This is a genomic window from Streptomyces sp. NPDC055189, assembly GCF_053606765.1.
In genome coordinates, this window is sequence record NZ_JBSGSG010000008.1 from 47,154 (window position 1) to 68,465 (window position 21,312).

Consider the following 21,312-nt stretch of genomic DNA (forward strand, 5'->3'; position numbering starts at 1 on the left):
CTAACTTGCGGATAACCCGCTGGTCAGGGGCCGTTGGCATGATCAGGCTCGGCAAAAACACCCCATCTTGCCTGACGGCTACCTCCCGGAGGAAACCAGTACTTGGCAGGGGCCGTGACCTGGACGTTCCTGGCGTGCGAGGGTAATTGAGCGGTTACCGAGCGTCGATTACGGGCTGGTTGATGTCCTGGTCCAGGAAAGCGGTCAGGGCGTGGGCCTCCTCCATGAGGGATTCCCGCTCCGGGGAGGAGAGGGTGCGCAGGGGCGTTACGCGGAGTTGGTGGTCGTGGGTCGTCCAGGTGGCGGCGACGCGGCCGTCGACCAGGACTGCGCGCAGGCCCGCGACGGACAGGCCGAGGTGGGCGTCGTCGATGATGCGGCTGCGGTCCTGGTAGCCGAGGATCGCGTTGTCGAAGGCCGGGAGGAAGCGGACCGGGGCGGGTGTGTCCGGGGACGGGCGCGGGGCGTCGGGCAGGTCGAGGAGTGTCCGGCCGCGCTCGTCCCGGAACGTGACCAGCTCGTCCCGCATGGCCTTGACCGCCGCCGGCAGACCGGCCAGGCCGCTCCAGGCCCGGATGTCCGCGGTGGCCGCGGGGCCGTAGGCGGCGAGGTAGCGGCGTACCAGTTGTTGTCCGACCAGGTCGTTGTCTTGTTGTCCGATCAGGTCGCCGTCTGCGTCGGTGTTGGGTTCGGTGTTGGCGGGTAGCGGGGCGATCTCGTGTCCGAGCCACGTGGCCAGGGGGAGGTTTCGTACGCCTGCCTTCCTCTGCCACAGACCGCGCGGGGGGAGCTGGACCATCGGGATGACGCCTGCCACGAGGAGCTCGCCCAGTGCGCGGCGCGGTGGGTCCGGCCAGCGGTTCTGGAGTGCCTGGACAAGCTCGGTCATGGTGCGGGGCTGGTGGTCGGCCATGACCGCGCGGCCCGCCGCTGCGAGTTCATCGAGGTCGATGCCGGTGAGCTCGCGCCGGTAGGTGGCCAGTACCCGTTGGCGCAGCATGGCGTCGTGGCGGGCCCGCCAGGCGAGCGCGTCGTCGCCGGTGACCAGGTGGACGGTGCGGCGCATCAGGTGGGTGCGTACGACGTGCCGGTCCGTCAGTGCCTGGTCGAGCTGGTCGGGCCTGAAGGCTTGCAGCCTCGACCACAGGCCGATGAAGGGTTCCTGCGGCTCTTGGGCCTGCAGGCCGGCCAGGTGGGCCACCGCCTCGCTGACTGGTGTGGCGGTGCGGTCGAGCAGGTACTGGCGGGCCAGGGTGGCTCGGTTGAGGGCGCGTGGGCTGAGGATGGGGTTGGGGCTGGGGCTGGGGCTGGGGCTGGGGCTGGGGCTTGAGGAAGTCATGGGAGTACTTCAGTACCGCCGTTCGCTCGTGCGCTCGTGCGCTGGTCAGCCGTTGTACGGGGCCGCCACGTCCACGACCCAGGTCACGCCGAAGCGGTCGGTGAGCATGCCGTACAGCGGGGCCCACTGCGACGGCTCCAGGGGCTGCACCACCGTCGAGCCCTCTGCCAGTTTCTGCCACAGGGCGCTGATCTCGTCCGTGTCGTCACCGCGCACGGAGACGAAGAAGGGGTTGCTGCCCTGGCCCCAGGGGAGGTGCGAGGGAACGTCGTAGGCCATGACGTGGAAGCCGTTGTCGCCCACCACCTCGCCCCACACCACCCAGTCCGCCTCGTTCTCGTTCTGCACGTTGCCCATGTCTTTGTACGTGACGGCGGCGATACGACCGCCGAAGACCGACTGGTAGTGATCCAGCGCCGCCCGCGCGTCGCCCCGGAAGTTCAGGTGGGTGGTGGTCGTGATCGGCATGGCTTTCTCCTGCTGCTTGCGCGGTGGTGGGGTGGTCCGGTGAATCGGCGAACCGGTGAATCGGTGAATCGGTGAAAGCCACCATTCCAGGAGTAGCGGACAGGTTGTGTCCTGTAATTCGGGCAGAGTGGTGAGCATGCAGAAGACGTCATCCCGGCTGCTCGCGCTGCTCTCGCTGCTCCAGACGCACCGCGACTGGTCCGGCGACGACCTCGCCGAGCGGCTCGACATCACCCCGCGCACGGTGCGCCGTGACATCGACCGTCTGCGGGAGCTGGGCTACCCGATCCGCGCTTTCAAGGGCCCCCTCGGCGGCTACCGCCTGGACGCCGGCTCACAACTGCCCCCACTGCTGTTCGACGACGACCAAGCCGTGGCCGTGGCCCTCGCCCTGCAGTCCGCGGCCACCAACAGCACAATCGGTGACGATGCCGTGCGGGCCCTGGCCACCATTCGCCAGGTCATGCCGCCCCGGCTGCGTCAGCGCATCGACATGCTCCAGGTCACGGCCGTCCAGGCACCGGAGGCGGGCGGCGGCAACGCTTCACCGGTCAGTACGCAGCTCCTCGTCGAGCTGAGCCGTGTCATCCACGCCCGCGAGGAACTTCGCTTCGACTACCGGCAGTTCGACTACGAGCACTCGGCCCGCGAGCACTCGGTCCGCGAGCACGCCGTCCGCCAGCACTCCGACCCCGGGCCGGAGGCCACCGACCCCGCCGAACGCCCCCGCCGGGTCCAGCCCCACCACCTCGTCACCTGGCGCGGCCGCTGGTACCTGATCGCCTGGGATCTCGACCGTGACGACTGGCGCACCTTCCGCGCCGACCGGATGCACCCCCGCACGCCTACCGGACCGCGCTTCACCCCGCGCGATCTACCCGGCGGTGGCAGCGGTTACGGGGCCGGCGGCGACGTGGCCGCCTTCATCACCGGCCGGTTCCGTGGAACGGACGGCTCCACCACGGACTGGCCCTGCCGGGGCGAAGTCGTCCTCAACCTCCCCGTGCGGGCCGTGGCCCCCTTCGTAGAGGACGGCATCGTCGAGGAAGTCGGCCCCGACCGCTGTCGGCTCACCCTCGGCTCCTGGTCCTGGACCGGCCTCGCCGCCACCATCGGCCACTTCGACACCGACATCCACGTCATCGGCCCACCACAACTGACCAGCGCGTTCGCCGAACTGGCCGCGCGCTACACCAACGCAGCGGGAGGCGCGGAAGCCCAGGGGTGACCGCTGACCGCACAGGCCCCCGCCCCCGCTCCCGCCCCCCCGCGAGCGAGCGCACTCACTCCTCGGTCGGCGTCTCCGTGGACGTCGGGGCTTCCTTCTTGCGGAGGAAGAACATCGCCGCCGCGCCGAGCACGACCATGAGGACCGCTATTCCGGCGATCATCGGCGTCGCGCTGGAGCCGCCCGTCTCCGCGAGGTCGCCACCGCCGGTGCCGGTGCCGCCCGCCGACGCGGGGCTCGGGTCGGCGACCGGCTCGGTCTTGCTGCCGATCGTGCTGCCCTCGGTCTTGCAGTCGAGCACGCCCTTGAACCGCTTCTCGAAGCCGTTGGGCCCGTTGATCGTGAAGTCGTAGGGCTGGTCCTCCTGGAGCGGGATCGTCACCGTCCGCGACGTACCGGCCTCGATGGTGTGCTTGACGCCCATGAGGCGGAAGGAGAACGCCTCGTCACCCTTGTTGCCCGCCGTGATGTCCACGCCGCTCTTGGCGCAGTTCTTCTCCGCGGACAGCGTCGGTATGGCGCCGTCCTCGGCCCAGGTGGCGCTCGCCGTCGCGGAGACCGTCGACTCACTGGAGCCCGCGAGTATCTGCGTCTGGCTCCGACTCTCGGAGGCGAAGGCACGGCCGACCGGCACCGTCGTCGACGCCTGCACGGCGAGTGCCGCCGAGCCGTCCGGGGTGTCCTCGGGGACGTCGAAGAACAGCTGGCTGCCGTTGGCCGCCGAGGTGACGGGCTTGCCGTCCTTGCCGACGACCTTCACTCCGCTCGCCACCGAGTCGGCGGGCGGGGTCACGGACACGGCGTCCGCGTCCGTCCGCACGGTGACCGGGCCGAGCCGCTCCCCCGCGTGCCCGGAGACCGCGGGCGGGTCGAGGGTCAGCGAGGCCTTGGGCTCGGCCGCGCCGCGGGCGTTCTTGTAGAGGTAGTCCGCGAGCTTCTCGGCCTGCGGGTCGACCGCCTCCACCTCGGCACCGTCCGAGTAGCGCCAGATCGCCACCTGCGTGCCGGCTGCCGCCGACTGTTCGGTGAGCGATCGCGCGCCCGCCTTGCGGGCCAGCGCGGCGAGGTCGTTCACCTGGGGGTACGAGTGCTGCAGGATCCAGCCGATCCTGCCCGCGTTCTTGTTGCCGTTCAGCGACGTGCCGCTCCAGGCGGTCTCCTGGTACTTCGCGTCCTTCTGCGTGGGGTTGAGGATGTCGATGCAGTACGTCTGCAGGGTGCCGCCGCCGTCTACGGACATCTCGAAGAGGCCGGCAGGAACCTGCTGGCTCTCCCCGTTGTCACGGAGGACCGCCTGTCCGTACGTCTGGAGCCCGCCCAGCGTCGCGACGGCTCCGCCCCGGTTCTGCGGGGCCTCTTCCGCCGCGGCGGGACCCGCGGTGGCTATCGCGCCCGCTGCGACGACTCCGGTCGCCAGCGTCACCGCGGCGAGGCGCGCGGCGCCCCGTCTCCGCCGGGACGGCGCAGAGCACGCGCGCCCCCTGGAGAGAGCAGAGAACGCAGAGAACACAGAACGCGCAAAAGACACAGAATTCCCCTCCGGACGGGACCCGTTCACTTCGAGGGGGGTGATCCCGCCAGCAGATTGAAAGGGGCAGAATCGCCTGCCACCTGCGTGGCATCCACTACCAACTGCCCCGCTAGCTACGTCCGGCATCCTAGGGAAGCGGCAGACCACGGTCCCCAGTACTGCCGTTCGATAACCGATCCGACTCGGAATCGTTATCGCCAACAACCTTTTCCAACTGGGCTTATCGACAAATCAACGACACCCATTCGCCGATAAGCCGCACATCGGTCACCCTCTCCCGGCAGCCCTGAAGACGGCTCACCTGATGGCCCGTCATCCCACCGGTGCGGGCTCAGGTTCGCGCTCCGCCGCTGATTCCGTCAGCGCCGCGTTCGCCTTGAGCACGCGCCGGAACGCCGCCGTCCCGCGCGAGAGATCGTGGCCGATGGTGATCGCGTCGATGTCCGCAGACGTCCAGTGCTGACCACCGCGCTCCTCGTCGCGCACTTTCAACCGCCCTTGCACGATGACGGGTTCACCGATGGTCAGAGAGCCCTGCACATTCGATCCGAGCGATCGCTTCGCCCACACCGTGAAGAAGTTGGTGTGCCCGTCCGCCCAGACGTTCTGCACGGCGTCGTAGTACCTCGCCGTCACCGCGAGCCGGAACCGCGCCACCGGCCCGGAGGCCAGCTCCCGGAACACCGGTGTCGTCGCGACGTTTCCCACTACCGTCACCAAGGTCTCGTTCATGCCGAACCCCTCCCTCGTCCACTCCGCTTCCGCTGCCGCGGCGGTCGGTCCCGCGGCGTCGATCTCAGAGTGGACCGGTCGGGAGGATCCCGCTGAGCCCTGTGGCCTACCGGGCAGTTGTGGAAAACTCCCTCACCCGAACGGGGCGAAGGGCCTGCCCGCCCGCCGCTCATCCCGCAGCTCATCCCATCCCTCAGCCCATGGCACAACCAGCCGCTCAGCCCAGCGTTCAACCGGCCGTTCAGCCAGCAGCTCAGCCCACCGCCGCCCCCGTAACCCGCACGTACTGCTCCCGAACCTCCCGATACCGCAGCAACTCCGCCGCCACCGGATCAAGGACCCGCGCCCGCCCGCACCCGGCAGCCGCCTCCCGCAGCCGTCGTTCCGCATCCAGGCCGTAGCGTCGCGCCGGGCCACGGGCCGCCATCCGGCTCCCCCACTCCACGCAGGGACCGCCCACGATGCCTGCCAGCATCAGCAGCACCGGCACGCCCAGGTTCGGCTCGACGATCCCGATGATCTGCGCCACTAGCCAGAGCCCGCCCACGACTTGCAGCATCGTCATCGCCGCCTGGGCGAGGACGGCGACCGGCCACCAGCCGGGCCGCGGCGGCCGCCCCTCCGGAACCCCGACCGTCAACGTCAGCTGGTCCAGCGCCTCGGGCAGCCCCTCCGCGCCGCGCACCGCCGCCTCCCGCACGGCCTGCCCCCACGGCTGGGGCAGCCCGGAAGCGGCCTCGTCGGCCACCGTGCGCACCGCGTGTTCGACGCGCTGGCGAGCCGTGGCCTCCTCGTCCGCCGGGGCCTGCCCCACGGGCCAGCCGATGCCCTGCGGAGAACGCTGGGCCTCGTACCAACGCCAGAGCCTCAGCCATGGCGTACCGCACGCCTTGCCCGCGTGGCGCCGCCAGGCCCGCTCGGCAGCCTGCCCGGCCGCCGCCGCGCCCACCGCGACCGCGAGCCGGTCGGCGAAGTCCTCGCGGGCCTCTTCGCTGAGCCCGATCCGGCCCCTGCCGCGCGCCCTGTTCGCCCCCGCCCCGTCCGCGTACACGGGCCAGAGTTCGTCGGCCGCCGCGTCCAGGTCGGCGGAGATGCGCCGGGCGGCGGCGCCCCGCTCCTTGGTGAATTGGCCGAGCGAATCGCGAAGTTCACCGATTCCGTCGCCGGTCAGCGCGGAGATGGCGAGCACGATGGCACCGGGTTCGCCGTGCTCGCCGAGAGCGATGCCGTCCTCGTCGAGCAGCCGCCGCAGATCGTCGAGCACCTGGTCGGCGGCGTCGCCCGGCAGCCGGTCCACCTGGTTGAGCACGACGAACGTGACCTCGGCGTGCCCGGCCATGGGCCGCAGATAGCGCTCGTGCAGCATCGCGTCGGCGTACTTCTCGGGGTCGACGACCCAGATGACCGCGTCGACGAGCCCGAGGATCCGGTCCACGTGTGCGCGATGCTCCCCGACCGCCGAGTCGTGGTCGGGCAGATCGATCAGGACGAGCCCCTCCAGCGTGCCCGTGTCCGGACCCTGGAGCGGGCGCCTGCGCAGCCGTCCGGGGATGCCGAGCCGGTCCAGGAGCCCCGCGGCGCCGTCGGTCCAGCTGCAGCCGATGGGTGCCGCGGTGGTCGGTCGGCGAACGCCGGTCTCCGAGATCGTTACCCCGGCCAGGGCGTTGAACAGCGTCGACTTGCCGCTCCCCGTAGCGCCCGCGATGGCGACCACGGTGTGCCGTCCGGAGAGCCTGCGCCGGGCCGCGGCCTCGTCGAGGACCCGGCCGGCCTCGGCGAGCGTGGCGCTGTCGAGGCGGGTACGGGAGAGCCCGACGAGTTCGCGCAGGGCGTCGAGCCGGGCGCGCAGGGGCCCTTCGTACGCGGTCGAGACACCGGTCGAAACACCGGAAGAGGTGCCGGAGTGAGCCCCGGATGGCGCACCGGAGGCCGCCACGGATGGGCTCTCCGCAGGGACATACGAGTCGGCGCCGCCGCCCCCCGCCGCCCCTCCCGCCCGCTGAGCGGCGTCCACGCGCGTGCCACTGCCCCGCCGCGCGATCAGCCCGTCGTCCCAGACGCCTTCGGAGCCGCCGGAAACGTCACCGGCAGCTTCGACGTCACCGGCTTCACCGGCGTCACCAGCGGCTCCGGAGGCACCCTCGGGACGGCCCTCGTGTTCGGTGTGATCAGTGACGGCAGTCACCGCGGTCACCTCTCCTTCTGCAGTACGGACAGCGCGGCGATCAGGTCGGCCTGTGGTTCGGGGTTCACGTCCAGGGAGTCGAGGGGGGCGAGGCGTCGCTCGCGCTCCGCGCCCAGGACGTTGTCCAGGTAGGTGGTGAGCAGGCGTCCGCCCCGGTCCCGCAGCCGGAGCGCTCCTTGGGCGCCGATCCGCTCGGCGAGCGTCTCGCCCGCCGAACGTCCGCGTCCCCCGCCGAGCAGGGCCGTGGCGAGCAGGGCGGCCACCACCTCGGGGTCGGGCAGGAAGTTCTTCTCGACGCCTTCGAGTCCGCGGACTTCGTCCTCGGCGTACTCCTCCAGGACGCGCCGCCAGCGCCGTACCGCCATCCCGATGCGGTGCTCGGCGCTCTCCGCGTCCCGGTCGCGGTCGCCGAGCCCGGGGGCAGCAGCGGCGGGCTCACGCCGCCACGCCTCGTCGATCCGCTCGTCGGCGGCGGTCACGGCGCACAGCAGCAGCGACTCCAGGCTCTCGGAGACGGCGTCGAGGAGCTCGCCGGCGCCGCAGTCCAGCGGGTAGCTGCGCCACCGTTTCAGCGCGTCGCCCGCGAGGACGGCTCCCGCCTGCAGACGCTCCCGCACGCGCGCGTGCTCGTATCCGTACGCGTCGTCGACGGCGGCGGTGAGCCGCAGCGCCGCCGCGTACTGCATGGCGACGGCGCCCGCGAGCTCGGGGACTCGTACGTTGAGGGACTGGATGACGCCGTACGCCGTCTGCGCGATGGCCTGCGTACGGGCCGCGGGATCCTGGGACCGGTGGGTCAGCCAGGCCCTCAGCGGCGCGACGGCGGTGGACGGAAGCAGCCCGCCGCCGCCCGCGGACTCGGGCAGCTCGGGCACGGTGAAGCGCGGCACGTCACCCAGGCCCGCCTTGGCGAGCAGCGCCCCGTACTGCCTCGACACCTCGGCCACCAGTTGGTGCGGCACCCGGTCGAGGACGGTGACGAGGGTGGCGTCGTACTCCTTGGCGGTGCGCAGCAGATGCCAGGGCACGGCGTCCGCGTACCGGGAGGCGGTGGTCACCATCACCCAGACGTCGGCGGCGGAGATCAGCTCGGCGGCGAGGATGCGGTTGTCGGAGATGAGCGAGTCGACGTCGGGGGCGTCCAGGAGCGCGAGCCCCCGGGGCAGGGTCTCCGAGGTCTCGATGCGCAGCGCGCGCTCGCCCTCGGGCCCGATGGGCAGCAGGTCGTCGCCCCGCCCGTCGTCCCCGTCATCCTGCTCGCCCTCACCCGAAGGCTCCGTACGGGGCACCCACACGCGCGTGAGGTCGGGCAGTACGCGCATGTCGGCGAACCAGTGATGATCCTCCGGATGGCATACGAGCACCGGAGTCCGGGTCGTCGGGCGAAGCACCCCCGCCTCACTGACCCGCCTGCCCACGAGGGAGTTCACCAGGGTCGACTTGCCCGCCCCGGTGGAACCCCCGATCACGGCGAGCAGCGGTGCTTCGGGTGCCTGCAGGCGGGGCACCAAATAGTCGTCGAGCTGGGCAAGGAGCTCGTCCCGGTTGGCACGCGCGCGTGGCGCCCCCACCAGGGGGAGCGGAAAGCGTGCGGCGGCGACACGCTCGCGCAGGGCGGAGAGTGCGTCGAGCAGTTGAGGCCGTACGTCCAAGGTCACCACATGTGAAGAATGCCCAATTTTGACGGCATTCTGAAGCATATGGGCACCGCCTGCGCGCCGATCGGACACTTGGGACGGAAGGGGCGACTGGGGCGCAGGCATAACGAGTGCACAACACCCGAGGCGTGAGGCGCCAAAAGCGATGCGGGATTCGTACCTGCCTGCGATTATCAGGACCGCTTCACTGAACCTCCACATAGCGCCTCGGAGGCGAAGCACCAGGGACAAGGACCCGGGAGCCCTATCCTTGTCCCCGGCAAGGTCACGGCTCGTCCCCACCCGGGCTCCAGGCCACCGGCCACCATCCGGCCCCCGTAGCTCAGTGGATAGAGCAGGCGCCTTCTAAGCGCTTGGCCGCAGGTTCGAGTCCTGCCGGGGGCGCACATGGCCCCTCACTTGCGAAGACGCGTGAGGGGCTCTTTCATGGCCGGGTGCGCATCACTGCGGCCCCACAGGGGAACGTCAGCGGTTCGCTACTTCTTGACCGGCGGGCACGTGCCCGTTTCCTCGCCGATCGAGTTGATCTCCGCGTTCGAGCGGGAGTCGCCCGCGTAGTCCAGCTGGTCCGTGCACTTCGTGTCGGCCTGCTTCGGTGCGCCCGATGCCGCCTCGGAGGTCTTGACCGGCGGGCACGTGCCCGTGTCTTCGCCGATCGAGTTGATTTCGGCGTTGGAGCGGGAGTCGCCGGCGTAGTCGAGCTGGTCCGTGCACTTCGTGTCGGACGGGGACTTCTGGACCGGCGGGCACGTGCCGGTGTCCGCGCCGATCGAGTTGATCTCCGCGTTCGAGCGGGAGTCGCCCGCGTAGTCGAGCTGGTCCGTGCACTTCGCGTCCGGCTTGGCGGGCGTGCCCGCCTGCTTGCCGTCTTCAGTGGAAGCGTCGGACTTCGGAGTGCTCTTGGCCGTCGCCACCGCCGATGAGTTGCTCGAGGGGCTCTCGGAAGAGGACGCGTTGCCTGCGCCGCCGTTGTTGCATGCCGTCAGCGCCAGGCCGAGGGCCACAGCGGTCATGGTCAGTGCCGAGATCTTCCGAGTGCGCATATTGGTGTCTTTCCTCTGCGTGTGCGTCTGCGTGGGGCTGCCGCTCCGGGAGGAGCGAGCGGGCTAAGCGGGTGGGCGAAGCGGGTGGGGACTGTTCGCCTGTTGGGTCTGTTTGCCTGTTGGGTCTGTTCGTCTGTGTGGGTTTCTGTCTGGTCAGACAGCGATGTGATCACGTCAGTTCCATCTTGATCGTTCTCAAGACACGTTCGTGACATGACAGTGGTCGCGTCGTGAAGTGGCCCGCAGGGATGGGGTTCGGGACGCCACCGAATACGGTGATCCGATGACGTCGATCAAGAAGTTCCAAGTCACCTTCGATTGCGCCGAACCCGAGCGTCTCGCCCGCTTCTGGTGCGAGGTGTTGGGGTACGTCGTACCTCCGCCGCCCGAGGGGTTTGCCACTTGGGATGACTTCAAGCTTTCGCAGCCGGCCGAGGAGCGGGACTCGTCGTTCTCCTGCAGTGATCCCTCAGGCGTGGGTCCGCGGCTCTACTTCCAGCGCGTTCCCGAAGGGAAGGCCGTCAAGAACCGGGTGCATCTCGATGTGCGGGTCGGCACCGGGCTCGTAGGAGAAGAGCGCCTCGCCGCGCTCGAGGCCGAATGCGCGCGGCTGATCCCGCTCGGCGCGATACACCTGCAGACGCTGTACGACGGTGTGGACTCGTGCATCCCGATGCAGGACATCGAGGGCAATGAGTTCTGTATCGACTGACGGGCGGCTGACGGGCGGCTGATGGGCGGCTGATGGGCGGCTGACGGGCGGCTGATGGGCGGCTGATGGGCGGCGCATTCCCTCTACGGCACGTCCGGCAGGCGCAGTTCCCCGTAGGCGCCCTTCGGGACCGCCGGGCTCCGTGGCGTGACGGCCGGGACTCGTGCGTAGCCCGTGCCCTGGGGCGGGCGGCCGTCCTGTTCGTTCTTGTTGGGCCAGTGCGCCATCGCCCGCTCGGCCTGGGCCGTGATCGTGAGGGAGGGGTTCACGCCCAGGTTCGCCGAGATCGCCGAGCCGTCCACCACCGAGATCCCGGGGTGGCCGTAGAGGCGGTGGTAGGGGTCGATCACTCCCCCGGCCGGGGTATCGCCTATCGGGCAGCCGCCCAGGAAGTGTGCCGTCAGTGGCTTGTTGAGGAGTTCGCCCAGGTTCGTGCCCGCGAAGCCGTTGATGCGTTCGGCCACCAGGCCCGCCGCCTTCCAGCCCTCCGCGATGTGCACGGGGTTGGGCGCGCCGTGCCCCTGCTCGGCCGTCAGCAGGCGGCGGCGTCCCAGGCGGGTGGTGAGGGAGTTGTCGTGGGTCTGCATGACGAGGCCGATGATCGTGCGCTCCGACCAGCGGTGCGTCGACGCGACCCGGGCCACGAGTACGGGGTGGGTGACGAAGGCGAGGACGGCGGCCAGCGGCTTGGGGAGGTTGCGGCGGTACTGCGGGACGCAGATCAGCGCCATCAGGTTGGAGCCCTTGCCGTAGCGGACGTTCTCGATGTGGGTGGTCGGGTTCGGGTGGATGGAGGACGTGATGGCCACCCCCTTGGTGAAGTCCAGGGGGCGGTCGGCGCCGTACTTCTTGCGGTAGCGGCGCGGGAAGGTCACCGCACCCACCAGCGCCTCGGAGTTGGTGCGCGTCAACCTGCCCAGGCGGTCGGAGAGGCCCGGCAGGAGGCCCTCGTCCTTCATGCGGTGCAGAAGCGTCTGGGTGCCGTACGTTCCCGCCGCGAGGACGACCTGGCGGGCCCGCAGGACGGTGCGGCGGCCCCTGCGCCGCCTGTTGGTGGGTACGGTCACCACCTCATGGCCCCCTGCGATCTCGCGCACCGACACCACCGTCGTCATCGCGCGGATCTCCGCGCCCGCCCGCTCGGCCAGGTAGAGGTAGTTCTCGGTGAGGGTGTTCTTGGCGCCCACCTTGCAGCCCGTCATGCACGAGCCGCACTCGGTGCAGGGCCTTCGCGCGGGGCCGGCCCCGCCGAAATACGGGTCGGGAACTTCCGGATGCGGGCCGGGAACTTCCGGGCGTGCCCCGGCCGTTGAAGAGCTGGAGCCGGTGGCGCCGCCGGTACCGCCACCGCCCCCAGCCTCCGCCCCGTCAGCGTCCTCTCCGTCGCCGAAGAAGACCCCCACGGGCGTCAGCCGGAAGGTGTCCGCCACACCCATCCGGTCCGCCGCCGCCCTCAGATGCTCGTCCGCCTCCGTGATGGTCGGGTTCTGGCGTACGCCGAGCATGCGCCGGGCCTGGTCGTAGTACGGGGCGAGTTCCGCCCGCCAGTCCGTGATGCCCGCCCACTGCCTGTCCTGGAAGAAGGCCGGCGGGGGCACGTAGAGGGTGTTCGCGTAGTTCAGCGAGCCGCCGCCCACCCCCGCGCCCGCAAGGACCATGACGTTGCGAAGGAGATGGATGCGCTGGATGCCGTAGAGACCGAGGGCCGGTGCCCAGATGTAGTTCCGCAGGTCCCACGAGTGCCGGGGCAGCGAATCCCTGGTGAAGCGGCGCCCCGCCTCCAGTACGCCGACCCGGTAGCCCTTCTCGGTCAGTCGCAGGGCGGCCACCGACCCGCCGAAGCCCGACCCGACCACCAGCACGTCGAAGTCGTACGCCCCCTGAGAGGGCTCCGTCACCCCCTCCGCCGCCTCACTCCCCTCGCTCCCCTCCGCCGCCTCACTCCCCATAAAGCGCCTCGATCTCGGCCTCGTACGCCGCCGCCACCGCATGCCGCTTGATCTTCAGTGACGGCGTGAGCAGCCCGTTGTCCTCGGTGAACTCGCCCTCGACCAGGGAGAACTTGCGGATGGACTCGGCCCGCGAGACCGCCTCGTTCGCGTAGTCCACCGCCTTCTGGACCTCCGCGATCATCTTCGGGTCCCGGCAGAGTTCGGCGAGCGGGGTGCCCTTCGGGCGTTTGCGCACCGACAGCCAGTGCTCGACGGCTTCCGGATCCAGGGTGATGAGCGCCCCGACGTACGAACGGTTGTCGCCGACGACGATGCACTGTCCGACCGGCGCCCGGCTGCGCAGCCGGTCCTCCAGGACCGCCGGGGAGACGTTCTTGCCCCCGGACGTGACGAGGATGTCCTTCTTGCGCCCGGTGATCGTGAGATAGCCGTCCTCGTCGAGCGCCCCGAGGTCACCGGTCGCGAACCACTCGTCCCGCAGCACGGCGTCCGTCGCCGCCGGATTGTTCCAGTACGAGCCGAAGACGATGCCGCCCTTGATGAGCACCTCACCGTCGTCCGCGATGCGCACGGCGGTGCCCGGCACCGGAAGACCCACCGTGCCGGGGCGCGGTTTCAGCGGCGGCGTGATGGTCGCGGCGGCCGTGGTCTCCGTCAGGCCGTAGCCCTCGTAGATGACGATCCCTGCGGCGTAGAAGAAGAGGTTGAGGCGCCGGTCGAGGGGCGAGCCGCCGCTGATCGCGTACCGCAGCCTGCCGCCGACCTCCTTGCGGATGCGGCGGTAGACGAGCAGTTCGTAAAGGCCCCAGCCGAGGTAGAGGCCGATCGAGGGGCCGGGGCCGCGCTTGTCGAGGAACTTGTTCAGATACGCCTCCCCGAACCGCACCGCGATCCCCTCGGCCCGGTCGAAGGACGCGCCGCGCCCGATCTTCTCCGCGGTCGCGCGGCCCGTGTCGTGGATCTTCTCGAAGAGGTACGGGACGCCGACGACGAACGTCGGCCGGAAGGAGCGCAGTTCGGGCCGCAGTTCGTCCGGCTTGATGCTCGGGCAGTGGCCGAGTTCGATGCGCGCGAGCATGCAGGCGATCTGGATCGTGCGGCCCAGGATGTGGGCGAGCGGCAGGAAGAGGAGCGTGGAGGCGACCTGGCCCGTGATCTCCTTGAAGATGGGGTGCAGCAGGTCGACCGTGTTCGCGGCCTCTGCGTGCAGATTGCCGTGGGTCAGGACGCAGCCCTTGGGTTTGCCGGTCGTCCCCGAGGTGTAGCAGATGGTGGCGATGGAGTCCGGGGTGAGGGCGGACCTCCGTTTGGTGACCTCCTCGTCGGACAGGTCCCGCCCCAGGGAGACGAGTTCGGTCAGCGCGCCGTCATCGATGCACAGGACCCGCGGCGGCCCGGCGAGGTCCGCGACCGCCGCACCGGCCGTCGTGACGTTCTCCGCCGTCTCCGCGATCAGCAGCGTCGCGCCGGAGTCCCGCACGATCCACTCGATCTGTTCCGCCGCCGATGTGGCGTACACGGGCACGCTCTGCCCGCCCGCCGACCAGATCGCGAAGTCCAGTACGGCCCACTCGTACCGCGTACGGGACATCAGCGCGACCCGGCCGCCGGGTTCGAGCCCGGCGGCTATCAACCCCTTGGCCGTGGCCGTGACTTCACGGGCGAAGGCCGCCGCGGTGACCGGCCGCCACTGGCCGTCGCTGCCCTGCTTGCGGCGCATGACGACCGCTTCGGGCGCCTCGGCGGCGTTGGCGAAGGGGATGTCGGCGGTGCTGCCCGTCGTCGCCTTCGCCGCGAGCCGGGCGGTACGCGCCTCGCGCACGACTCCTTGCTCGTCCCGGACGAGCTCCACCGCGGCCCGTTCCGCCAGCTCGCTGTGGCGTTGCGCCCGTTTCAGATCCTTGCGTACGCCCATGACGGCTCCCGGCTCCCGAACTACCAACTGACGTGCAGAGGTGGTGCTGCGGTGCATGCGTACTTACTGGGAGGTCAACTTACTCAAGCGTAGGGAAAGTTCAATGGGGTGTGCAGCGAAGAAATCGGTGGTCGGCCATCACATCGGTGACAGAAGCGCTCACCGTGGCGCAAGGAGCGCCCATCGTGGTGACGGCAACACTCACTCCTCCTGCGAAGGAGTGGCGGGCGGCACCCACACCTCCCCCTCCAGCACCCGTCCCATCCCCACCCACACCATGTTCATGAGCCGCAGCGTGACGCCCTCCGGCGACTGGCCGGGGTGGCCGCCCATCCAGTCGGTGAGCGAGTCCGCGGCGCCGACCAGCGCGTGCGCGACGAAGTCGGCGTCCTCGTCGTCGAGTTGCGTGCCGCCGTCGCTCTCCGCGATGCCGTCCCAGACCAGGCCCGCGACCTCGGCCATCACCGCGCGCCGCGCGTCGGCGACGGCGGACGCGATCGCCTCGCTCAGCTCCGACGCCTGGCGGTGCAGGACGATCCAGCTGTCGCGGTGCGCGGCGACGAAGGCGAAGAACGCCGAGAGGCCGGCGTGCAGACGCAGTTCGGGCGCACCGCCACCCGCCTTCGCCGCGCCCTGGAACGCCGCCACGAGGCGGTCGGCCTCGCGTCGCAGGCAGGCGAGGAAGAGACCCTCCTTCGAGTCGAGGTAGAGATAGACCATCGGCTTCGAGATCCCGGCAAGCTCGGCGATCTCGTCCACGGACGCGGCGTGATAGCCGCGCTTGGCGAAGACCGTCACCGCCACATCGATGATCTGCTGCTCGCGCTCCTGGCGCGGAACGCGCTTCCGCCGTCCCTCAGTTCTCCCGTTGACCGTCACCCTTGCAGCCTCCCAGACTCGGGGCTACCTTACCCTCTAGTAAGCTTACTATCGAGTAAGGAGATTGCCATGGCAGATGGTGTCGGCGGGGCCGAAGGCGTGGCCGGACTGGACTTCGCGAGCGTCACCCCCGAGGAATTCGCGAAGATCGTCAAGGGCCTGTCCAGCAAGGAGATCAACGAGATCGCCCGGGACGCCGAGCTGCGCGCCCGCGTCCTGCAGGAGGTGTTCGGGCGGATGGGCCGGCAGTTCAAGCCGGAGGCCGCGGGCACGCTCAAGGCCCTGATCCGCTGGAAGATCACCGGAGTCGACGAGTCGGTCGAGACGGTCTACGAGACGGACATCTCGGACGGCACCTGCACCGTCCGCGAAGGCCGCTCGGACGCCGACCCGCGCGTCACACTCGTCATGCCCGACGCCGAGTTCCTCAAGCTGGTCTCCGGCAACGCCAACCCCGTGACGATGTTCATGATGCGCAAGCTCAAGATCGCGGGCGATGTGGCGCTCGCCGCCGGCCTCACCCGCTACTTCGACATCCCCAAGGCCTGACCCCCGGCACCGACCTTCCGAAACGAAAGGAGCACATCATGGCCTTCTCGCTCGAACTGACCGAGGAACAGCGGGATCTGCGCGGCTGGGTGCACGGATTCGCCGCCGACGTGGTGCGGCCGGCGGCCGCCGAGTGGGACGAGCGCGAGGAGACGCCCTGGCCCGTTATCCAGGAGGCCGCGAAGATCGGCCTGTACGGGTTCGAGTCCCTTGCCGATCTGTTCGGCGACCCCAGCGGGCTCTCGCTGCAGATAGCCAACGAGGAGCTGTTCTGGGGCGACGCGGGCATCGGAATGGCCCTGTTCGGCACGTCGCTCGCGGTGGCCGGCATCTTCTCCGCGGGCACGCCCGACCAGCTCGCCGAGTGGGTGCCGCAGTGCTTCGGTGACGAGGACGACCCGAAGGTCGCGGCGTTCTGCGTCTCCGAGCCCGAGGCGGGCTCGGACGTGTCGGCGATGCGCACGCGCGCGAAGTACGACGAGGCACGCGACGAGTGGACCCTGTCGGGCCAGAAGGCGTGGATCACGAACGGCGGCATCGCCAACGTCCATGTGGTGGTCGCGTCCGTCGACCCGGCCCTCGGCTCGCGGGGACAGGCTGCGTTCATCGTGCCGCCCGGCACGCCGGGCCTCGAAGGCGCCAAGAAGATAAAGAAGCTGGGGCTTCGGGCCTCGCACACCGCGGACGTGTTCCTGGACGACGTACGCGTGCCGGGGCACTGCCTGCTCGGCGGCAAGGAGCGACTCGACGCCCGGCTGGCGCGGGCCCGCGAAGGCGCGAAGGCGGGCTCCGGAGGCGGCCGCGGCCAGGCCGCCATGGCGACCTTCGAGGTGAGCCGCCCGACGGTGGGGGCGCAGGCGCTCGGGATCGCGCGGGCCGCGTACGAGTACGCGCTCGACTACGCGGGCTCACGGGAGGCCTTCGGCCGCCCCATCATCGAGAACCAGTCCATCGCCTTCGCGCTGGCCGATCTGCGGACCGAGATCGAGGCCGTGCGGCTGCTGATCTGGCAGGCGTCCTGGATGGCACGGAACGACAAGTCGTTCGACGCGGGCCAGGGCTCGATGTCCAAGCTGCGCGCCGGGGAACTGGCCGTGGCGGCGACGGAGAAGGCGGTGCAGGTGCTCGGGGGTGCGGGGTACAGCAGGGAGCATCCGGTGGAGCGGATGTACCGGGACGCGAAGATCTACACGATCTTCGAGGGGACGAGTGAGATCCAGCGCCTGGTGATCGCCAGGGCGATTTCCGGGCGGCAGATTCGCTAGAGCGGTGTTTGCGGGGCGGTGTTGGCTAGAGCGGTGTTCGCGGGGCGGGGCGGGCGCCGGCCGGAGCTTGTTACGCGCCCCGGATCACCGGCTCCGCCGAGTTCGTCCTCAACCGCCGGACGGGCCGAATAGTCCTCAAGCCACGCCTGACCTGCGCCGATAACTGGATCATGACGTCGACGCAACTCTCACCCCGCGAACCCGACGCCGTCCTCGGGCTGCTCAACAGCCGACGCGACGCCGGGGGCGGTCTCCGGCGTTGGGTCCTCTGTCTGCTGCCGGCCTGCGTCATCGTGTTCGCCGGGTTCCAGCGGCGCTGGATGTCCGACGACGGGCACATCTACGTCCGCACGGTCCGGCAGATCCTGGCCGGCAACGGCCCCGTCTTCAACGCGGGCGAGCGCGCCGAGTCGTCCACCGGCACCCTCTGGCAGTGGCTGCTGGTGCTCGCGGGGCTGCCGGGCTTCGACATCGCGCGGGCGGCGATGTACGGCGGGCTGCTGCTTACCGCCGCCGGGTTCGCGTTCGCCTCGTTCGGGGCAATGCGGCTGTACGCGGACAAGGCAGTGCTGCCCGTCGGCTGTCTCGTCCTGCTCGCGCTGCCGCCGGTCTGGGACTTCGCCACCTCCGGTCTGGAGACCGGCCTCGCCACCTGCTGGATCGCGGGGGCCTGGCTGCTGCTCGTCACGCGGGCGCACTCGCCCGCCACCTGCGTGGTCCTGGGGCTCGGTCCGCTCGTACGGCCCGACCTGGCACTCGTGACCGCTGTCTTCCTCGTCGCCCAGTGGCTGATCGCGCAGCCCTCGCGGCGGGCCGCGTTCGGCGGCCTGGGAGCCGCCCTCGCGCTGCCGGTCGCGTACGAGATCTTCCGGGTCGGGTACTACGGGCAGCTGATGCCGCTGCCCGGCGTGACCAAGGAGGCATCCCAGAGCCTGTGGGGGCGCGGATTCGACTACCTCGCGGACTTCGGGGAGCCCTATCTGCTGTGGGTGCCCGCGCTGTTCCTGCTCGCGGCCCTGCTGCCGTCGGCGGCAGGGGTATCGGTCTCGGCATGGGCATCGACATCGGCATCGGCATCGGCATCGGCATCGGCATCGGCATCGGCAGGACGCAAGGGCTCCGTTCCGCTGGTCCCCGCGCTCGCGCCCGTCGTCGCCGGGCTCCTCTGCTGGGGTTACGTCATCAAGGTGGGCGGCGACTTCATGCACGGCCGGATGTTCCTGCCGGGTCTCCTGCTCATGCTCCTGCCGGTCTTCCTGGTGCCCCTCACGCGCGCGTGGACCATCGCGGCGGTGGGCATCGGCATCTGGGCGGTGGCCTGCGCGAGCTGGCTGCGGATTCCGTACGAGGGACGGATCGGGCCCGAAGGGGTGGCGGACGAGCGCGGGGTGTACGTCCAGCAGAACGCGGCCCCGCACCCCCTGCACCACGACTTCGCGGGCTACCCGGGCAACGTCGCCTACGCACGTCTCGTACGCGAAGCCGATCGCGAGGGCACACCGAGCCTGTTCCTGGCGAGGACCCCGGCGGGCACCAACTCCCCCACGGTGACCGGCGTCTACATGACCCTCGGCTTCAGCGGCACCGTCGTCCCCCTCAATGGCGCCGCCCTCGATCCGATCGGCCTCGCCTATCCCCTCGCCGCCCACTCCGAGCGCATCGACGGCAGCCGCGTGGGCCACGACAAGCGGCTCCCCGATACGTGGATCTTCGCCGACCGCGGCCATGGCCCCCTCCCCGCGGGCCTCGACCCCGCGGGTGTCGCCGCCGCCCGGCGGGCGCTCGACTGCGGGGCCCTTGCCGAGCTGCGGGCGGCGACGCGGGATCCGATGACGCCGGGGCGGTTCCTGCGCAATGTCGCCGGGGTGTGGGACCGGACGTCGTTCCGCTTCCCCAACGACCCGGTGCGGGCCGAGCGGCAGTTGTGCGGTAACTGAGACCCCCGACGAGTTCTAGCCCGTAATCTCGCCCTCGTCCTCTCCGCCGCTCCCGCCACCCCCGTAACGGTCGGTGAGCCGGTCCGCCTGCCGGACGGCGGTCGCGAGGTCCCGCAGGGCCTTGTCGCCGTCGCCGTCGCCGTCCGATGACAACGCGTCGGCGATCCCCGCCAGTTCGGCCAGCGAGGGCGCGCCGGGCAGCGGCTGCCTGGATCCGGGGGAATCGGTGGAGGTGGAGGTAGAGGTGGACATCGGCTCGGGGCCCGCAGTGGTGCCGGAGGCTCCCTGCCGCAGCGCGTCCGCGAAGTACGCGGCGACCGCCGCCGTCCGCAGCCCGTGGTCGGCGTCCCGCAGGCCGCCCTCCAGGTCACCCGACTCGATCTCGTTCGACTCCTCGTGCGGTGCGCGGCTGTCGGGGTCGAGCCAGCGGACGCTCGCCGTCGCCACGTGTCCGCTCGTTGCGGGCCTCATCCGTACGGCATACAGCGCGGTCACGGTGTGTCCGGGGCCGACCTCGCCGCCGTCCACGGTGTCGTCGCGGAAGTCGTCGTCGGCGACCGCGCGGTTGTCGTAGCCGATGAGGCGGAACTGCTTGACGGTCTGCGGGTCGAAGGCGACCTGCGCCTTCGCGTCGCGGGCGCGCAGTTCGATGTTGGCGGGGAGCTGCTCGCAGAAGACCTTGCGGGCCTCCTCGCTGTCGGACACGTACGTGGTGTGGCCGTCGCCCTTGTCGGCGAGACGTTCCATCAGCGCGTCCCCGTAGTCGCTGCCGACGCCGACCCCGAAGAGGGTGATGCCGTGTTCCTCGCGGGCGTCGGAGATGCGCTCCAGGATGCCGTCGGCGCTGGTCTCGCCGGTGTTGGCGAGGGCGTCGGAGAGGAGCACGACGCGGTTGGTCGCGCCGTCGCGCCGGCCGCCCACCGCGGTGTCGTACCCCGTGCGGATGCCCGCTTCGAGGTTGGTGGACTGGGTCGGCTCCATCGCGTCGACGGCCGAATGCACCTTGTCCCGGTGGCCGCCGAGGCGGGTCATGGGCAGCACCTTCTCCGCGCTGTCGCTGAAGGTGACGAGTGCGACGGAATCCTCGTCGCGCAGCTCGTCGGTCATGGTCCCGAGCGACTCCTTGACCAGGTCGAGGCGGCCGGGCTCCGCCATCGAGCCGGAGACGTCGATCACGAAGGTGAGGGCCGCGGGCGGGCGTTCGCCGTCCGGACCGTCTCCGCGGGTGGCGAGGCCCACCCGCATGAGGGACCAGCCGTCCTCGTCTGTGCGGGCGCCGTCCACGTTCACCGAGAAGCCGTCGCCCTCGGGGCGCGGGTAGTCCTGGCGGAAGCTGTTGACGAACTCCTCGGGGCGTACGGTCGCCGGGTCCGGCAGGCGCCCTTCGTCGAGGGTGCGGCGGGCGAAGCCGTACGAGGCGGTGTCCACGTCGAGGGCGAACGTGGAGAGGTAGTCGGGGGGCGGGGCGAAGTCGCGGTCCTTGCGGTCCTGTTGCTCCTCGGGGGTGGCCGCGTCGCCGGTGCCGGGGGAGGCGGGGCCCGGTGCGGGCAGGACCGGGGCAGTGTCGCTGCGTTCCCTCCCGCTGGTGTCGCTGGCCCGGTCCGTGTTGCCACCGCCGCCGCCACCGCATCCGGTGAGCAACAGCCCACCGGCCACAGCCGCGGCGAGCAGCCCCCGCCGTACTTTCCAGGTCCGTGTCCGCATCCTGGCCCCCTCGCGTCGTCGGTTCACATGACTGTGACGCGCGGGGCACCGCGAACGCTCGCTCGAAAGCGTTGCGGTCGAGTCTCAATGCGGGTACGGGGAGCCACCAAGGTAACGCCCGGCGGTGGGTGCGCAGATCGTCGGCCATGGCCGACGGGCCCTGCCCACGGGCCCTGTCGGTGCAGATGGAGGCAGCGCCGGATCGGCGGAACGCT

Annotated in this window: 16 protein-coding genes and 1 tRNA gene; 6 read left to right on the top strand and 11 right to left on the bottom strand. The window is 70.6% G+C overall.

The features are described from left to right. Positions 1-154: 154 nt before the first annotated feature. On the bottom strand, positions 155-1,339 hold the full coding sequence (locus tag ACWFR3_RS08360; protein WP_453733775.1) for a winged helix DNA-binding domain-containing protein: 1,185 nt from the start codon (positions 1,337-1,339) through the stop codon (positions 155-157). Positions 1,340-1,384: 45 nt separating this feature from the next. Beyond that, complete coding sequence (locus ACWFR3_RS08365; protein ID WP_453733776.1) at positions 1,385-1,807, bottom strand: VOC family protein; 423 nt, start codon at positions 1,805-1,807, stop codon at positions 1,385-1,387. Positions 1,808-1,943: 136 nt separating this feature from the next. On the opposite strand from ACWFR3_RS08365, the gene ACWFR3_RS08370 reads away from it, so the two are divergent. Beyond that, complete coding sequence (locus ACWFR3_RS08370; RefSeq protein ID WP_453733777.1) at positions 1,944-3,035, top strand: helix-turn-helix transcriptional regulator; 1,092 nt, start codon at positions 1,944-1,946, stop codon at positions 3,033-3,035. 55 nt (positions 3,036-3,090) lie between these two features. On the opposite strand, the gene ACWFR3_RS08375 is transcribed toward ACWFR3_RS08370, so the two are convergent. The 4 genes from ACWFR3_RS08375 to ACWFR3_RS08390 all read right to left on the bottom strand — a co-directional run bounded on the left by ACWFR3_RS08375 (position 3,091) and on the right by ACWFR3_RS08390 (position 9,144). Beyond that, positions 3,091-4,545, bottom strand: coding sequence for a Cys-Gln thioester bond-forming surface protein (locus tag ACWFR3_RS08375; RefSeq protein ID WP_453733778.1), 1,455 nt, complete (start codon positions 4,543-4,545; stop codon positions 3,091-3,093). 333 nt (positions 4,546-4,878) lie between these two features. Next, complete coding sequence (locus tag ACWFR3_RS08380; RefSeq protein WP_453733779.1) at positions 4,879-5,298, bottom strand: single-stranded DNA-binding protein; 420 nt, start codon at positions 5,296-5,298, stop codon at positions 4,879-4,881. A 253-nt stretch (positions 5,299-5,551) separates the two neighbouring features. Beyond that, positions 5,552-7,483 carry a GTPase gene (locus ACWFR3_RS08385; protein ID WP_453733780.1) on the bottom strand — a complete coding sequence of 644 codons (1,932 nt, stop codon included), beginning with the start codon at positions 7,481-7,483 and terminating at the stop codon, positions 5,552-5,554. Positions 7,484-7,488: 5 nt separating this feature from the next. Beyond that, the gene (locus ACWFR3_RS08390) at positions 7,489-9,144 is read right to left on the bottom strand and encodes a dynamin family protein (RefSeq protein ID WP_453733781.1); all 1,656 of its coding nucleotides are present in this window, start codon (positions 9,142-9,144) and stop codon (positions 7,489-7,491) included. 308 nt (positions 9,145-9,452) lie between these two features. Here ACWFR3_RS08390 and ACWFR3_RS08395 point away from each other — a divergent pair. Next, positions 9,453-9,525, top strand: a tRNA-Arg gene (locus tag ACWFR3_RS08395). A 92-nt stretch (positions 9,526-9,617) separates the two neighbouring features. Here ACWFR3_RS08395 and ACWFR3_RS08400 read toward each other — a convergent pair. Beyond that, positions 9,618-10,184, bottom strand: coding sequence for a hypothetical protein (locus ACWFR3_RS08400; protein WP_453733782.1), 567 nt, complete (start codon positions 10,182-10,184; stop codon positions 9,618-9,620). Between the two features lie 283 nt (positions 10,185-10,467). Between ACWFR3_RS08400 and ACWFR3_RS08405 the strand changes: the two genes are divergently transcribed. Beyond that, entirely contained in the window at positions 10,468-10,896 is a 429-nt protein-coding gene (locus ACWFR3_RS08405) for a VOC family protein (protein WP_453733783.1), read from the top strand. Between the two features lie 83 nt (positions 10,897-10,979). Here ACWFR3_RS08405 and ACWFR3_RS08410 read toward each other — a convergent pair whose 3' ends face one another. The 3 genes from ACWFR3_RS08410 to ACWFR3_RS08420 all read right to left on the bottom strand — a co-directional run bounded on the left by ACWFR3_RS08410 (position 10,980) and on the right by ACWFR3_RS08420 (position 15,642). After that, the gene (locus ACWFR3_RS08410; protein ID WP_453733784.1) at positions 10,980-12,887 is read right to left on the bottom strand and encodes a GMC family oxidoreductase N-terminal domain-containing protein; all 1,908 of its coding nucleotides are present in this window, start codon (positions 12,885-12,887) and stop codon (positions 10,980-10,982) included. Continuing rightward, positions 12,835-14,763 carry an AMP-dependent synthetase/ligase gene (locus tag ACWFR3_RS08415; RefSeq protein ID WP_453733785.1) on the bottom strand — a complete coding sequence of 643 codons (1,929 nt, stop codon included), beginning with the start codon at positions 14,761-14,763 and terminating at the stop codon, positions 12,835-12,837. Before ACWFR3_RS08415 ends, ACWFR3_RS08410 begins: the two co-directional genes overlap by 53 nt. A 201-nt stretch (positions 14,764-14,964) precedes the next feature. Continuing rightward, positions 14,965-15,642, bottom strand: coding sequence for a TetR/AcrR family transcriptional regulator (locus ACWFR3_RS08420; protein ID WP_453733786.1), 678 nt, complete (start codon positions 15,640-15,642; stop codon positions 14,965-14,967). A 69-nt stretch (positions 15,643-15,711) separates the two neighbouring features. On the opposite strand from ACWFR3_RS08420, the gene ACWFR3_RS08425 reads away from it, so the two are divergent. The 3 genes from ACWFR3_RS08425 (at position 15,712) to ACWFR3_RS08435 (ending at position 19,393) form a co-directional block, all read left to right on the top strand. Further along, positions 15,712-16,191 (top strand): SCP2 sterol-binding domain-containing protein, encoded by a 480-nt coding sequence (locus ACWFR3_RS08425; protein WP_453733787.1) that lies wholly within the window; start codon positions 15,712-15,714, stop codon positions 16,189-16,191. Between the two features lie 35 nt (positions 16,192-16,226). After that, a complete protein-coding gene (locus ACWFR3_RS08430; RefSeq protein ID WP_453733884.1) occupies positions 16,227-17,456 on the top strand; it encodes an acyl-CoA dehydrogenase family protein in 1,230 nt (409 codons plus the stop codon). Between the two features lie 170 nt (positions 17,457-17,626). Beyond that, positions 17,627-19,393 (top strand): hypothetical protein, encoded by a 1,767-nt coding sequence (locus ACWFR3_RS08435; protein ID WP_453733788.1) that lies wholly within the window; start codon positions 17,627-17,629, stop codon positions 19,391-19,393. A gap of 15 nt (positions 19,394-19,408) precedes the next feature. On the opposite strand, the gene ACWFR3_RS08440 is transcribed toward ACWFR3_RS08435, so the two are convergent. Then, positions 19,409-21,097 carry a YfbK domain-containing protein gene (locus ACWFR3_RS08440; protein WP_453733789.1) on the bottom strand — a complete coding sequence of 563 codons (1,689 nt, stop codon included), beginning with the start codon at positions 21,095-21,097 and terminating at the stop codon, positions 19,409-19,411. Positions 21,098-21,312: the final 215 nt, after the last annotated feature.

Bases quoted from the DNA above. Each gene is read 5' to 3' on its own strand.
- ACWFR3_RS08360 (WP_453733775.1), bottom strand. From the start codon at position 1,339: ATGACTTCCTCAAGCCCCAGCCCCAGCCCCAGCCCCAGCCCCAGCCCC.
- ACWFR3_RS08365 (WP_453733776.1), bottom strand. From the start codon at position 1,807: ATGCCGATCACGACCACCACCCACCTGAACTTCCGGGGCGACGCGCGG.
- ACWFR3_RS08370 (WP_453733777.1), top strand. From the start codon at position 1,944: ATGCAGAAGACGTCATCCCGGCTGCTCGCGCTGCTCTCGCTGCTCCAG.
- ACWFR3_RS08380 (WP_453733779.1), bottom strand. From the start codon at position 5,298: ATGAACGAGACCTTGGTGACGGTAGTGGGAAACGTCGCGACGACACCG.
- ACWFR3_RS08400 (WP_453733782.1), bottom strand. From the start codon at position 10,184: ATGCGCACTCGGAAGATCTCGGCACTGACCATGACCGCTGTGGCCCTC.
- ACWFR3_RS08405 (WP_453733783.1), top strand. From the start codon at position 10,468: ATGACGTCGATCAAGAAGTTCCAAGTCACCTTCGATTGCGCCGAACCC.
- ACWFR3_RS08410 (WP_453733784.1), bottom strand. From the start codon at position 12,887: ATGCGGTGGCGGCGGCGTACGAGGCCGAGATCGAGGCGCTTTATGGGG.
- ACWFR3_RS08415 (WP_453733785.1), bottom strand. From the start codon at position 14,763: ATGGGCGTACGCAAGGATCTGAAACGGGCGCAACGCCACAGCGAGCTG.
- ACWFR3_RS08425 (WP_453733787.1), top strand. From the start codon at position 15,712: ATGGCAGATGGTGTCGGCGGGGCCGAAGGCGTGGCCGGACTGGACTTC.
- ACWFR3_RS08435 (WP_453733788.1), top strand. From the start codon at position 17,627: ATGACGTCGACGCAACTCTCACCCCGCGAACCCGACGCCGTCCTCGGG.
- ACWFR3_RS08440 (WP_453733789.1), bottom strand. From the start codon at position 21,097: ATGCGGACACGGACCTGGAAAGTACGGCGGGGGCTGCTCGCCGCGGCT.